Origin of the sequence: Methanosarcina sp. KYL-1, from assembly GCF_024372725.1 — an archaeon.
GTDB lineage: Archaea > Halobacteriota > Methanosarcinia > Methanosarcinales > Methanosarcinaceae > Methanosarcina.
On sequence record NZ_VOUA01000022.1, the window covers coordinates 48,534 to 62,591 of the forward strand.

The 14,058-nt window shown below is 45.3% G+C and carries 11 protein-coding genes and 1 tRNA gene; 8 read left to right on the forward strand and 4 right to left on the reverse strand.

From position 1 onward, the window contains the following. Positions 1–333: 333 nt before the first annotated feature. The gene (locus FTO70_RS13560; RefSeq protein ID WP_255336293.1) at positions 334–477 is read right to left on the reverse strand and encodes a hypothetical protein; all 144 of its coding nucleotides are present in this window, start codon (positions 475–477) and stop codon (positions 334–336) included. A gap of 426 nt (positions 478–903) precedes the next feature. Between FTO70_RS13560 and FTO70_RS13565 the strand changes: the two genes are divergently transcribed. The 8 genes from FTO70_RS13565 to FTO70_RS13600 all read left to right on the forward strand — a co-directional run bounded on the left by FTO70_RS13565 (position 904) and on the right by FTO70_RS13600 (position 9,706). Then, positions 904–1,013 (forward strand) — tRNA-Met (locus FTO70_RS13565). A 617-nt stretch (positions 1,014–1,630) separates the two neighbouring features. Beyond that, the gene (locus tag FTO70_RS13570) at positions 1,631–3,286 is read left to right on the forward strand and encodes an ABC transporter substrate-binding protein (RefSeq protein ID WP_255336294.1); all 1,656 of its coding nucleotides are present in this window, start codon (positions 1,631–1,633) and stop codon (positions 3,284–3,286) included. Continuing rightward, a complete protein-coding gene (locus FTO70_RS13575; RefSeq protein ID WP_255336295.1) occupies positions 3,270–4,124 on the forward strand; it encodes a class I SAM-dependent methyltransferase in 855 nt (284 codons plus the stop codon). The genes FTO70_RS13570 and FTO70_RS13575 overlap by 17 nt, the downstream gene beginning before the upstream one ends. Positions 4,125–4,151: 27 nt before the next feature. Next, positions 4,152–5,135, forward strand: a complete 984-nt coding sequence (locus tag FTO70_RS13580; RefSeq protein ID WP_255336296.1) for an ABC transporter permease — start codon at positions 4,152–4,154, stop codon at positions 5,133–5,135. After that, positions 5,132–6,100, forward strand: coding sequence for an ABC transporter permease (locus FTO70_RS13585; RefSeq protein WP_255336297.1), 969 nt, complete (start codon positions 5,132–5,134; stop codon positions 6,098–6,100). Before FTO70_RS13580 ends, FTO70_RS13585 begins: the two co-directional genes overlap by 4 nt. Positions 6,101–6,102: 2 nt before the next feature. Further along, the gene (locus FTO70_RS13590; RefSeq protein ID WP_255336298.1) at positions 6,103–7,824 is read left to right on the forward strand and encodes an ABC transporter ATP-binding protein; all 1,722 of its coding nucleotides are present in this window, start codon (positions 6,103–6,105) and stop codon (positions 7,822–7,824) included. Between the two features lie 131 nt (positions 7,825–7,955). Beyond that, positions 7,956–8,948, forward strand: coding sequence for an ATP-binding cassette domain-containing protein (locus FTO70_RS13595; RefSeq protein ID WP_255336299.1), 993 nt, complete (start codon positions 7,956–7,958; stop codon positions 8,946–8,948). Beyond that, the gene (locus tag FTO70_RS13600) at positions 8,945–9,706 is read left to right on the forward strand and encodes an ABC transporter permease (protein WP_255336300.1); all 762 of its coding nucleotides are present in this window, start codon (positions 8,945–8,947) and stop codon (positions 9,704–9,706) included. Before FTO70_RS13595 ends, FTO70_RS13600 begins: the two co-directional genes overlap by 4 nt. A 44-nt stretch (positions 9,707–9,750) precedes the next feature. Here FTO70_RS13600 and FTO70_RS13605 read toward each other — a convergent pair whose 3' ends face one another. The 3 genes from FTO70_RS13605 to mtaA form a co-directional block, all read right to left on the reverse strand. Further along, positions 9,751–10,101, reverse strand: a complete 351-nt coding sequence (locus tag FTO70_RS13605; RefSeq protein WP_255336301.1) for a hypothetical protein — start codon at positions 10,099–10,101, stop codon at positions 9,751–9,753. A gap of 156 nt (positions 10,102–10,257) precedes the next feature. Beyond that, entirely contained in the window at positions 10,258–11,922 is a 1,665-nt protein-coding gene (locus FTO70_RS13610; RefSeq protein ID WP_255336302.1) for a methylamine methyltransferase corrinoid protein reductive activase, read from the reverse strand. 788 nt (positions 11,923–12,710) lie between these two features. Then, the gene (gene mtaA, locus FTO70_RS13615) at positions 12,711–13,730 is read right to left on the reverse strand and encodes a methylcobamide:CoM methyltransferase MtaA (protein ID WP_255336303.1); all 1,020 of its coding nucleotides are present in this window, start codon (positions 13,728–13,730) and stop codon (positions 12,711–12,713) included. Positions 13,731–14,058: the final 328 nt, after the last annotated feature.

The window sequence follows — 14,058 nt, forward strand, 5'->3', positions numbered from 1 at the left end:
CCTCATCTGGGGGGTAATTAGGTCTCGATAAGCTGAATCATTGTTTTGAGCTGTATAATTAGCTCTAATTAGCTCTAATTAGCTCTCTGGCAGCCCTGTAAAGCAGGAAATGGCCGGCTTTTAACCTGGCACTGCCCGATTATGAAGCTTCAGGTCCGGGGCTGTATTCGGGCTTTTATCTATTTGAGGGTTTGATTGATGTTTGATTGATGTTTGATTGGTTGGGAAGTGTAACAAGTAAATATAATGAAAGGAGCACGGGTCCTTCGATATGCTTTTGCACATCATGGAGGTCAGTAATGGTAGGGTTGCGGCAGTTGTACGCAATTCCCTTCAAGAATCTCTCTTTGCAAGGCCGTTCTTTGAGAGGATTACCCTCCTTTGAAAGCGCCCTCCTGTTGAGTTGGTCCAGTGAAGGTCCGGGTTCCATGCCCTAATAATGGCTTTTCTGGTCCTGAATGGGATTTTATGTTTCACTCTTTTTGTACGGTTTTATATCGATTTTTCATTATAATTATATGGTTTATATATATTTGCCTAGATTTATCTGTGTCGGCTGTTAGAACCTTTATAAAAACATTGACTGAAATTCCGGTAGGGTCAGTTTCCCGGGGAATCTTCTTTTTAAAAACGACCGAAATTTCATTTATATATCTTTCTTATTATATATACGATTGTTATACTGACCATATCCCCATAACTCACTTTTATTATATATTACCCTATTATGTTACTTCTAACATAACGTGCCTCCCGGATTTATGCAACATACTCTCAATATTGCAGGTTTGTTTCTCCCCTTTTCTGCCTGCTTTCTTCCTCTAAAAATTTACAAAAAAATCCGATTTTTCAGGTTTTCAATCGTTACCCTTTAATATAACTTTAGCCATTTGTGTGTTGCAAGCCCGGATAGCCTAGTCGGTTGGGGCGCCAGACTCATAGGGACTTTATATGAGGCGTCTTTAATCTCCTGAGATATCTGGAGGTCGCGTGTTCGAGTCACGCTCCGGGCACTTAAATTCTTTTTGCTCAGTGCCCTTAAAGGTATTTTTCTGGTTTTTTGTTTCTTATGTGCTGTATCCTAAAATTAGTTTTTCATATCTATATTTTTGGCCGACGCTCTACGTTGCAGCAACTATAATTTTAAAGACCTTTTGTAAATGGATGCAATTTTTTTTCGTCCTCACTTTTTAGGTGCCTGATCTTTCGTATATGCTCGTACAATCGATTAAAACAGTTTTTTTCTCCGAAGGGCATTACGAAGTTACCTGTGAAATACCAATCATGAGGCACTTTCTGCCTGATCCGGAACCAGGGATGCAAAATTTTCATCCTATGTGAATCGCGAAAACCAGGTTTCGAATTTATCTAATATTTTTCTTTCTTGAGCTTCATAGCATATCAACTACCGTTACTGACAGAATCACAAAATAGGACTTGAAACCTAATTTTTAAGAAAACATCGTCAAATTAAATATTATTTTAGAATCAAATTATATCTAATTCTTTTTTTGGGTACATTTAGTAATACTTTTATATTTTTATGTAATACAACTGTGTGTTGTTAATATCTTTTATTCAGATTCTCAGATGATTAGTAGGGTAATTCACAAAAAAAGGGTGTTCTGTAATGGAGAAAAAAAAATTATTAGTATTATTTACTGTTTTCCTGACAGCCCTGATCTTAATGAGTGCAGGCTGTATTGGCCAGAGTGCTCAGACCGGGACACCGGCTGGGGAAACCCTGGCTGAGAATACTGCTGACGGATCACAGCACGCGGATGTTGTTTATCTGAGCGGCGGAGATTATGGCTATCCACAGCCGTTTACGATATATCCGAGGGGTCCCGGGTCATCGAAGGTCGGAATGATCTTTGACAGTCTGGTAGAAAGAGATGAAATAGGTATAATTCCCTGGCTTGCTGAAAGCTGGGAGGTCAGTTCAGATGGAATGGAATATACATTCTATCTCCGTGAAGGTGTCACATGGAGCGATGGAGAACCTTTCACGGCAAGTGATGTTAAATTTACTTTCGATTATGAGCAGGAAAATGTACCTATCTCGGGTGGAATTGAATCCGGCGTTGTAGATAATGTCCAGGTAGTGGATCCCAACACCGTCAAATTCGTGCTGGTCCAGCCTGCTTCATCATTCCTTTACAAGCTCACGAGTTTTAATATCATACCCGAGCATATCTACAAAGATGTCTCGGATCCTTTCACTTTCCTTGATCCGGAGGCGGTCATCGGTACTGGCCCGTTCCTTCTTGATGAGTACAATAAAGAGCACGGATCATACAGGTTTGTAACAAACGACAATTTCTGGGGACCGGATACTGCCGTTGAAGCCGTAGAATTCATTCCTGTCAGCGATTCCTTAATAGCTTTTGAACAGGGGCAAATAGATTTCACAAGTATATCTCCTGATATTCTTGATCGGTTCACATCAGACCCTGATGTAAGAATAGTCCAGCAGCCGGCTTTCTGGGGTTACCAGTTTTATTTCAACATGAAAGCATGTCCGGAGCTTGCTGACAGGAGAGTAAGGCAGGCTTTTGCTTATGCCATTGATCGTGACGAACTGGTGAAAAAGATCGCAAGAGGTGCAGGGAAATCCGGTAAGATGGGCATACTCTCTGAAGACCACATCTGGTATAATCCTGACCAGCCGGAATATAGCTACGATCCGGAGAAAGCCGGGGAATTGCTTGAAGAGGCCGGATGGATTGATACAGATGGGGATGGAATACGTGATAAAAACGGGGAAAAACTGTCGTATGTATTGTCTCTTGGCAGTGGCGAAGTCCGTATCGGCGAGCTTATAAAAGAGAGACTGAGTGAAGCAGGAATTGACGTTCAGGTAAAGGCCCTGGAGAGTAAATCCCGTGATACCAATCTGAAGAACGGAGACTTTGAACTCCTGATAAGCGGCTTTGGGGGCTGGGGAGCAGATGCGGATTATCTTCGTACAAGATACTGTGATACAACACAGTCAGGAAGTGTATCCTCCGGTGCAGCAGTATTTGGTTACCACAATGATACTCTGAATGCTCTTGGTACTCAGGAATTGCAGGAATTGGACGATGAGAAACGGAAGGAAATAGTATACGACATGCAGACCGTCCTTGCGAATGATATCCCCGCAATCCCGCTCTATTATACTACATCGTATGATGTCTGGCGCATTTCAAAATACGACGGCTGGATGAATATGTACGACCACCATGCAAGGACACACAGCATTCTTTCATATCTTGAGAGGGATCGAATTGCAGCAAAAAGATGATATTAATAACCTGATCGAGTGCTGGAAAAAAGCTGTGGGTGACGGTTTGATCCGGGATGAGGGCAGGATGGCAGAGTTCTGGAACAAGCGCTCCGAGAACTATGCTAATAATATTGGCAAAGATAAGCGGAAGAAGAGAACCGATGAAATTCTCGAACTTCTTGAAGAAGCCGGTTTTTCCCCGGAAGGTTCCAGAGTCCTGGATATCGGGTGCGGACCCGGTACCCTCTCCCTTCCTCTCGCAAGGCTCGGAGCAGAGGTGACCGCACTTGATATATCTTCCGGAATGCTCAACAGACTAAAAGATGCCGTAAAAAAGGAGTCTCTTCCGATAGATATCATTGAATGCTCCTGGTGGACGGCAGACATAGATGAACTTGGATTTCGGAACGAATTTGACCTTGTAATTGCCTCCATGACTCCCGGGATAAGGGATGTTGAAAACTTTGATATGATGATGGCCTGCTCAAAAAACCTTTGTTATTACAGTAACTTCCTGAGAAGAGTTGAGGATAAGGCGTATCGGGATATCCGGAGTTCGATACTCGGGGAAAAATCCGAGAATAACATGAACGGCATAATTTACCCTTTCATGTATCTTTACCTCTCAGGCTACAGGCCCTCGCTCAGGATCAACCATTCCGAATGGAAGGAAGAGCAAAACTGGAAAGAGGCGGCAGAACAGGCAATAGGGTTCATTGGACGGGGCCGTGATTTTGATGATAAAACAAAGGAAAAAATAATGGATTATTATCAAAATGCCTCTCCGGATGGAAACTACCGTTCCGAGTCGGATGTATACACCGGGATGATGGTCTGGGAAGTTAACGGCAGATGATCGGGTGGTAAAGGGGCAGATGATTGGATGGAAAAGGACAGGAATTCGTTTATTTTCAGGTTGTTATCGACCCTTTTTGTAATTCTTGCCATTAATTTTTTCCTTCCGAGGATGATGCCCGGAGACCCGTTCTCAACCACTTCCGCAGATGAGGTCGGAGAAGAAATTATTGTAATGACAGAGGAGCAGCGGCTTTATTACCTGAACTATTACGGACTTGACCGGCCGCTTTATGAACAGTTTCTGGTATATATGAAAAATCTGATGACGGGAGATCTGGGCAGGAGCATTTATTACAAAATGCCTGTCAGTGATGTAATAATGCTCCACCTCCCCTGGACTGTGTTGATTGTCGTGGGTGCTACGGTAATCAGTACAATCTCCGGGGTGATTCTCGGAACCCTTTCGGCAAAGAACCGGAAAAAAGGGAGCGACAGAATTATGATGACGGGTCTGATAGCCTTTGCGGAAATTCCCTCATTTCTGCTTGGCCTGATCCTCCTTCTGGTTTTTAGTGTCTATCTCAGGCTTTTCCCGCTCGCAGGTGCTGTTACTCCCTTCGCGGACTATAACGGTCCGGCAGAACAGGCATGGGATATACTGTACCACGCCTTCCTGCCCATTGTGACCCTATCACTTTCACAGCTTACCGGTGTGTACCTGCTCACCAGAAATACCCTGATTACAGTGACCACAAAGGATTACATCAGGACTGCCCGGGCCAAAGGGCTGGGGGAAAAAACCGTATGGATCCGGCATGCCCTCCGAAATGCCCTGCTTCCTGTAGTGACAAGAACAGGTTTTATGATCGGCATAATGATGGGTGGGGTTGTACTTGTTGAGAGTGTTTTTTCTTATCCCGGCATAGGGATGACCCTCCGAAGTGCTGTAGTCGGCCGGGATTATCCTCTAATCCAGGGCATTCTCCTGGTAATTGCGGTCTCCATACTTGTCTGCAATCTGCTGGTTGACAAAATATACGGGAAACTTGATCCGAGAGTTGGGATATGATAAAAGATATTGCTACCTCTGGAAATGCCGGAATACTCTCTTTTATTCAGGCTTTGAATATTAACAGAATTAACCAAATTATCAGCAGTATAGCCAGGAAATTTTCTAAATTTAGTACTATAGCTAAGCCATTCTCCAGATTCAGTATTGAAGGTAAAATTGGGATCTTTGGCGTTATCTGCATCATTTTAATGGCAGTTTTTGCTCCCATGATAACAATTTATCCTCCTCAGAAGATCACAGGGGATTCCCTTGAACCTCCGGGTCCAGGGCACATACTCGGAACCGACGAACTTGGCATGGATATCTGGTCACAGATATGTTACGGGGCAAGAATGAGCCTTACAATAGGGCTTGCAGTAGCCTTTGCGGCAGGTTTTGGGGGAGGAGCTCTCGGAATACTGGCCGGATATATGGGAGGGCACATTGACCAGGGCCTGATGAGAGTAATTGATGTGACAATGGCCCTTCCGAGTTTTCCTCTTCTGATTGTAATATCCGCTTTTCTCGGCCCGAGTATTTTTAACGTAATCTTTGTACTTGTTCTTTTCAGCTGGGCAAAACCCGCACGTATTGCACGTTCCCAGACGCTGTCATTAAAGAAGAACAACTACATTATTGCTGCCAGGAATTACGGGGCAAAGCCATTTTACCTGCTCTGGAGGCATATATTTCCTGAAGTTATGCCTGTTCTGCTTGTGCTTGTCATCGGCATATCCTCCCATGCAATCATAGCCGAAGCTGGCCTTGCCTTTCTGGGCCTTGGGGACCCCACTTCCAAGAGCTGGGGGATGATGCTTAATCATGCAACCGGTTTTCGTTCAATATATTTTACCCCTTATTGGCAATGGTGGCTATTGCCCCCGTTGTTTATGCTTATTTTCCTCCTGCTCTGTCTTGCGTTCATAAGCAGGGATATGGAGAGAATACTTGATCCTAAATTAAAGATAAAGAAAGGTTTCTGATTATGAGTCTGCTTAAAATCAATGATCTTAAATGCCACTATCTGACCGATGCCGATACTGTCAGGGCCGTTGACGGCATTTCCTTTGAAATCGGCGAAGGGGAAATCCTGGGCATTGTCGGGGAATCCGGAAGCGGCAAGACCACTGTTGCCCTCGGGATCATGGGGCTTTTGCCGGAAAATACGGCTATTTCCGGAGAAATTCTTTACAGGGATGAGCTAATCTCTTCTTTACCCGAATCAGAGATGGACAGGTTCAGGTGGAAGGATATTGCAATAGTTTTCCAGAACAGCCTGGAAGTCATGAACCCTGTCATGAAAGTAGGCGTTCAGGTAACGGAACCGATGATAAGGCACCTTGGGTTCAGCCCGGAGAAAGCCCGGAGCAAATGTGCCGACCTGTTCCGGACTGTAGGCCTTGACCCTAAATGGATGGATTCATATCCGCACCAGCTCTCCGGGGGTATGAGGCAGAGGGTCCTTCTGGCAATGGCCCTCTCATGCGACCCTAAATTCCTGATTCTTGATGAAGTTACTTCTGCCCTTGACGCATTTACCCGAAAGGAGATCAGGGACCTTCTTGTCGCCCTTCAGAAAAAGAACGGGTATACGATGTTAATGATCTCTCATGATATCACTTTTGTGTCTTCTGTGGCGTCCCGGATTGCTGTTATGTATTCGGGAAGGGTTGTTGAAACCGGGCCTGTAAGGGATATTCTCGTATCTCCCCGTCACCCCTATACGAGAGGGCTTGTCCATTCGACCCCGGATATTTTCGTTTATAAAGATTTATGGGGAATTCCCGGGGATGTCCCGGCAGGGGACGAGTTTAAAGGCTGTCCTTTCAGCCCGAGATGTACACAAAAAATCGATATCTGCAAAGATGCCACCCCGGTTCTGATGCCCATAGGGGGCGGGCGGGAAATTGCATGCCATAGAGGCGGCATAGCAGGCCTTCTGGAGGCCAGAAACCTGAGTTTCAGTTATCGTCTGCCAGATGGAGAATACCTCCGGGCAGTTGATAATGTCAGTCTGGAAGTGAGGGAAGGGGAGGTTCTTGCAGTTGTCGGTCAGACCGGTTCAGGCAAGTCAACCCTTGCGCATATCCTTGCAAACGTAATAAAGCCCGAGTGCGGAGAGGTATTGTTTATGGACGGGAATGCCGGCGGGGGAAGCTACGGAAACAAGGTCAATGGCATTCAGATAGTATTCCAGGATCCGTTCAGTTCAACCAGCAACAGGTTTACTGTGCTTGATGCAGTCAAAGAGCCTCTTTATATCAATAAGATCGGGTCCAATGGAGACAGGCTGCAAATGGTTAAAAATGCCCTTGAACTGGTTCGTCTCCCCACTACTGATAATTTCCTCAGTAAATATTGCGGGGAACTCAGCGGCGGGCAGAGGCAAAGGGTTGCACTTGCCAGAGCAATGGTTATGGAGCCAAAACTTCTTATTGCCGATGAGATAACTTCGGCTCTGGATGTTTCAACCTCGGCAAATGTATTGCGTCTTTTAAAGGGCCTTCAGAACAGGAGAGGGTTTGCAATGATATATATTTCACATGACCTCTCCCTGACACTGAAGATTGCTGACAGAATAGCCGTTATGAATTCCGGAAAGATTGTAGAGATGGGAAATTCCCACGATGTTATGCTTTCACCTTATGATGAGTATACAAAAAGGCTTGTGGGCTCAAGAATAGGGCTTTGCTGTCATAATCATTAAGCACTACGGATCTTATTTATACAATTTTTAAACTTACACTGTTTATTTTTTGTAAGTGAAAGGTGAGCTTATGATTATTTTTCAAAAATTCCGGTCTGAAGCTTTTGTTTAGTTTGAAGGTTCTGTTTAATATGAGTGCAATAATAATTAAAGAGCTTACAAAAAAATTCGGGGAATTTACTGCTGTGGACAGGGTCTCATTTTCGGTTGAGCCCGGAGAGCTTTTCGGGCTTTTAGGCCCTAATGGTGCGGGAAAGACGACTATTCTCAATATGCTGACTACTCTTCTTCTTCCTACGGCAGGTGATGCTGAAATCGCAGGATATGATCTTAGAAGGGATCCAGGTGAGGTAAGGAATAATATCGGAATAATATTCCAGGACCCTTCGCTTGATATAGGGCTTACAGGGCGGGAAAATCTTGAATTTCACGCTATGATGTACAGCATCGGTTCAGATGAGCGGAAAAAAAGAATCCGGGAAGTGCTTGATGTTGTGGGTCTGGCTGATAAAGCTGATATTCTTGTTGAAAATTATTCGGGTGGGATGAAAAGGCGGCTTGAAATTGCAAGGGGGCTTATTCATTATCCAAAGGTTTTGTTTCTGGATGAGCCTACTCTCGGGCTTGATGCACAGACCAGGAGATCAATATGGGACCATATCAGAAACCTGAACAAAAATTACGGGACATCTGTCATTCTGACCACCCATTATATGGAAGAAGCCGATTACCTCTGTGACCGCATTGCGATAATTGATCATGGAAAGATAATTGCACTCGATACTCCGTCAGGTCTGAAGAACTGTCTTCGGGGGGATTGTGTCAGCCTGACTATTGAGGGGAGGGTTGATCTCATTGCTACTGCACTTGAAGAGAAAGAATGGGTGAGGGAAATTGTTCCGAACGGAAAAATGCTTGAAGTTCTTATATCGGATTATGAGAAAAACATTCCTTATATTTTTCAGACTGCCGGCAATCTGGGTATTATGATTAGTTCGATAAATTTCAGCAAACCAAGCCTTGAAGATGTTTTTATCCGCCTGACAGGTTCGATAATACGGGAGCAGGAAGGCACCAGGCAGTCAGCCAGGCGTGATCGGGTGAGAAGGAGGATGCTCCGATGATTCAGGGAAAAGTTGTATATGTTCTCTGGCGGCGTGAAATGATAAAGTATTTCAGGGCAAAATCAAGGGTATTGGGCGCTATTGCCATGCCGGCTTTTATGCTGATCTTTCAGGGTATGGGCTTTAGAAAAGTTGAATTTCCGGGTCTGCCTGAATCGATAGGATATTTTCAGTATCTTGTGCCGGGTATTATCGGGATGACTCTCCTTTTTACGGCTGCTTATGCAGGTATGAGTGTCATAATGGACAAGCAGTTCGGATTTTTAAAAGAGGTTATGGTGACTCCTGCAAGCAGAGTCTCTATTGTTCTTGGGATGATCTCCGGAAGTGCAACCACATCAATCCTTCAGGCACTTATTATTATGATGATGTCGGTATTACTTGGTTTTAGGCTTCCTTTTCTTCCTTCAATTCTGTCCTCTGTCGTGATAATGGTCCTTATATCGATGATCTTCATAAATACGGGCTTGATCCTGTCCTCCGTACTGAAAGATTTTCACGGGTTCAGCACAATTATTAATTTTATTGCATTTCCCCTCTTCCTTTTATCCGGGGCTCTGTTTCCGGTTTCGAATTTGCCTGCCCCGATAAGAACCCTGTCTTATTTTGACCCCCTTACGTATGGAGTGGACGCTTTGAGGGGGGTATTGATCGGTCATTGTGAATTCTCAATTGTTCTGGACTTATCTATTCTTTTAACGCTATCAGTTCTGATGGTATGCGCCAGTGGTTATTTCTTCCGGAGGGCAGTTATATAAATGTATTTTTTTCTCACCGGGTATGAGAAGCCTTCTCTCAACAGTCACTCCAGCTCTGAAACCGTGCATTCCATGCTTTCAAGAACCGGTGTTTCCGCAAGTTCTCTTTCCATGCAGCAGACGTTGAAAACCGCAGAGGGGATCAGGCAGCTTCGGGTACAGTCCAGGGCGCATTCCCGTGTGCATTCCAGAGAGCACTCCGTTTGTCCTGCCATTTCCAGGGTGAGCATATCCTGATTATCGGGAAGTTCGTGTAGATGGAATTCTATGGGGTTTAGTTTACTGAACTTTTCACAGGGGGTATCTATCTCAATTATGATTCTGTTTTGTTCGACTCTTCCAAATATCGTATGGGTTAAACCACATTTATGGGAAGATATTCTTATTTTTGTCATTTTTTGGCTCCCTGTTGTTTCTTCCCTGGGCCAATCATTTTTCCCGGATTTTTCAGAGTTTCAGAATGGTAAGGGGAAGCTGAAGGCCCAAAGGCAGCTTCTGGGTTTGCTGCGGCTTCGGGCACATCTCAGCAGGAGGTTTCCGCAGATAAGGTTTCAGTAGACCCCGCCGGTCATACCGCCTCTCTGGAGCCCGTTTGTGTTCTGAATTGCAATATTCTTGAAGTTTATCGCTTTTATCGGGCAGGCCCGGACGCAGCGCCTGCAGCTAGTCCCCAGGCAGTCCTGGGTACGGCAGCTTGCAAAGCGTCCTCCTTCCTTCTCGATGGTTACGAGGGCATTTTCCGGGCATTCATCGTTGCAACGCTTGCAAAGGAGGCAGCCTTCCACAGGGACTTCGAGGGTGATTCCTATATCCTCGACAATCTCCACCGGCACATTTCCGGTCTCTTCGATGTCCTTTGCAGCTCTTTTCTCCATTACTGCGTCATTTACCGGTTCCGGGAAGGGCGGATATTTGTACAGTTTCATGAACTTTTTGTACATTGCCATGTTCATGCCTTCCGTCCAGTATGAAAGTTCGCAGGTGTAGATGTTTTTGAAAGTCTCGCTGGTTGCCATCATCAGGTGGTCGGCTTTGATGGTCCCGGCAAGGGCAATGACCTCATCGAGCCTGGACTCGTCCAGGAGAAGTTCCCGTGCAAGGGCTATGGAAGTGTTCCCGAACTGCACGGCTTTCCTCGAGAAATCCGGACAGGAGCCTATTTTCCTGGCTTTCTTGCAGTCCACGTATGTCCCGGAGGCTCCGGACATGTAGACGTTTTCGAGTCCTTCGAAGGGTACGCCAGCTTCCAGCAGGAGGGTAAGCTGAGCTGCCCGGATTGCCCCTATGGCTTTTCCGGCTTCGGCAATGTCCTCCTCCGTGATTTCGATGCCTTCTCCAAGGACCAGCTTCTTGTTGGGAAGTTTCGGAGGCTGCTCCATAAGGCCTGTTTCCATGGCAACTGCAATGACCGCGATCACTCCCGTGCCGGTAATTCCGACGGCTTCTATTTCCCCTTTCTCCTTTATTTCGCCGGTTACGGGATCGACAAGGTCTCCAGGTCTGCTTTCCATCCTTTCGTTCAGGACCGTAAGCCTCCAGTATCCGTTTTCGGGGTTCACGTCCGAAATCGCTCCCGGGCTTGCAATCATTCCGCAGCTGATGCCCTGCCCTTCTATAGCAGGCCCTGCAGCCGCACTGCCGGTAATGATCCGGTCCCCTACCTTTATTGCCATCTCCGCGTTCGTGCCGTAATCGGTAACAATGGAGACCTCTTCCTGGTTCAGGAAATCAGTTTCAATCATCATTGCCAGGGCATCGGCCCCGATCTCGTGGGCAATTGCTGGAGGCACTGTGATCTCACAGTTTGGCAAGTCCAGAACCCCCTTGAAAAGTTCGGAAGCCGGAAAGACCTTTGCGCTCCTGTCAACATTTTCCACTCCCAGCCTTCTTTGCATGTTCTTCCCGGCAAAGGCAAGGTCCCTTATTTCCGAGTTCTGGAACAGGGAAAGCTGGATTGGGTTTCCGCATACAACCAGTTTCTTGATGGCGGCGGGTTCCACATTGAGGGTTTCGATTATCTTCTTTGCGGCATCCAGTATGATGCCGTTTGCAATGTCCTCGCCTACTTCAAGGGCAAAGTCCAGGTGGTCGATAACGTTGCCCCCCGGAAGGGGGTGCCTCATCGTCATTGCGGTTCTTACTACTTTTTTAGTTTCCAGGTCTATAAGCTGCGCTCTAAAGCCGCTGGTTCCCAGGTCAAGTGCAATTCCATACATTTTTCTCACTCCACTTGCAGCAATTGGAAAATTGAAAAAAACAATTCATTTGAAACTATCTGCTATCAGGACGGATGAAAGGGTATAAATTCAAGCAGTGAGATGAGCTGCGCAGTGTTTTTTCACTGTTCAATTATCCTTTTTTCAACTACATTTCAGGATAATATCCTTTTTTTAACCACATTTCAGGACAATATCTTTTTCAACTATATTTCTGGATAATTATCCTTTTTTCAACTATATTTTAGGATTGTATCTATATAACATAATTCGGGGCATATCGTAAAGGGTATTGATTTTTGATAAGGCTTTGATTTTTTATAGGGCATTGATTTTTCGGAGGCATTGATTTTTCCGGGCCTCCAACTTTTGTCCCCCCTCACATTTAAGCCCCTATAAACTGTTTGTTCGTCCCACGTTATGCGGTTAATGTTTTTGGGTAAAACGAATATAGTAGCTGGCTCTGAATCCTGAATTCTGGCCCGTACAACCGGGACTCGTCATCTCATGTCCTGTTTTCTGTCTCTCTTTTGTCTCCTGGCTTAAGCCTGGACTTCCCAGGGTAAAATAAAAGCAGAAATATAAATTTAAATCTAAATTTACATATAAATATAAGCAGAAACAGAAAAAGAGATAATAGAGAAGTTAATCTCTTTTTGGAGCGCCTTCAGGCAAGCTGGCTGGTTTTTTCTTATAGCGCCTGGATAAAAAACGGTTTCCGGGGTAAGTGGATCATTTCCCGGGCCGGGTGGAGTATTTTTTTCTTTTAAAGTTGGTGTAAATTCGGTTTATGGGTAAAGTTCATTCCTGGCATCGACAAGCGCTTTTATGTTTTTCGTCGGGGTACCGGGGGCAATCCCGCAGCCTGGAGCTAGCACGTCAATTCCGCCTTCAAGGCATTTTCTTGCTTCTGCCTTTACTTCTTCGTATGTCCCTCCAAGCATAACTCCTGAAGTGGAAATGTTTCCGATAAGGCTTGCTTTTCCTCCTACAAGTTTTTTTGCAGCCGGGAGGTCTGTTACTTTTTCTTCTATGCTTATACCATTGAACCCGCATCCCGAAATGGTCTTGAGGATTGGTACGGCGTTTCCGCATATATGCACGATTTTTGCGCCTTTTGAGGCTTTGCAGAATACATCATATTCCGGACTTACCAGGGCTTCAAAGAGTTTCGGGTCCAGCATATCCGGGCCTGCGATCCCGTCAGCCAGACAGACTGCATCTGCCCCGGCTTCAAAGAGGACTTCCGCGTATTCGGTGCAGGCAGTTCTCGTGGCTTTCAGGCAGTCCCGGATGATTTCGGGTTTCCTGAGCACCCAGGTAAGGAAATTGTACGTGCCAAGAAGCCTTGAGGCAAGGGACGCAGGGCCTTCCATGCCTGCGATGAGGGGGACTTCCTCTCCTGCTTTTTCCCTGAGGATGGCGGTAGCTTCAAGGACGGTGGGAATTCTTGCCTTTTCCGTAAGGTCTTTGGGAATTTCAAGCTTCTCCGGTTCTTCTGCAAAAGGGTGGTATTTCAGGGAGGGCTGGATTTCTTTTGTTCCCCTGTTAATCCCGCATCCGAGGGCTTCTGAGAGTATGGTGAGGCAGTAAGGGTAGCGTACGGCTTCAAGCCCCGCGAAAGTATGTCCTACAAGGGCCAGTGCTGCCATTTCCTTTGCTTCGAAGTGAGCTTCCGGCCAGTAGCTTCCGCTCTTTTCCATGAGTTCCACGGTTCCGGTCTGTGTCACCGAAAGAGCAGGAACTTTGTCTACGGCTTTACCATTAAGGGTATTGAGGAAACGGTCTCTCAGGTATGGATCTCCCATTATAATTCCTTTTAAACGTTTTTTCTTGCTTTTCAGAGTTCTGAAATATTTTATGTTAATAATTTTATGTTATTATGTTGTTATGTTATTAACTCTTATAATTTGTATTTTGCCGGCTCTTTTCTGTTTTTTCCTGTATTCGTCTCTACAAAGCCTTAGTTTTAGGAGCATTAAGGGCTAATCCCCGCTTTTTCAAAGGCTGGATACAGCCCGTCAACTCCAACAACGCAACTTTATTAACATATGTATAGTAACCATCTACATAAAATAATATGCCAGAGAAAGATTATTGGATAGTATATTGATACCTAAAAGGTTGATACCTAAA

What these genes read in the sequence shown, in the direction of transcription:
- FTO70_RS13595 (WP_255336299.1), top strand. Translation starts at nt 7,956, where the DNA reads ATGAGTGCAATAATAATTAAAGAGCTTACAAAAAAATTCGGGGAATTT.
- mtaA (WP_255336303.1), bottom strand. Translation starts at nt 13,730, where the DNA reads ATGGGAGATCCATACCTGAGAGACCGTTTCCTCAATACCCTTAATGGT.
- FTO70_RS13580 (WP_255336296.1), top strand. Translation starts at nt 4,152, where the DNA reads ATGGAAAAGGACAGGAATTCGTTTATTTTCAGGTTGTTATCGACCCTT.
- FTO70_RS13585 (WP_255336297.1), top strand. Translation starts at nt 5,132, where the DNA reads ATGATAAAAGATATTGCTACCTCTGGAAATGCCGGAATACTCTCTTTT.
- FTO70_RS13590 (WP_255336298.1), top strand. Translation starts at nt 6,103, where the DNA reads ATGAGTCTGCTTAAAATCAATGATCTTAAATGCCACTATCTGACCGAT.
- FTO70_RS13600 (WP_255336300.1), top strand. Translation starts at nt 8,945, where the DNA reads ATGATTCAGGGAAAAGTTGTATATGTTCTCTGGCGGCGTGAAATGATA.
- FTO70_RS13570 (WP_255336294.1), top strand. Translation starts at nt 1,631, where the DNA reads ATGGAGAAAAAAAAATTATTAGTATTATTTACTGTTTTCCTGACAGCC.
- FTO70_RS13605 (WP_255336301.1), bottom strand. Translation starts at nt 10,101, where the DNA reads ATGACAAAAATAAGAATATCTTCCCATAAATGTGGTTTAACCCATACG.
- FTO70_RS13610 (WP_255336302.1), bottom strand. Translation starts at nt 11,922, where the DNA reads ATGTATGGAATTGCACTTGACCTGGGAACCAGCGGCTTTAGAGCGCAG.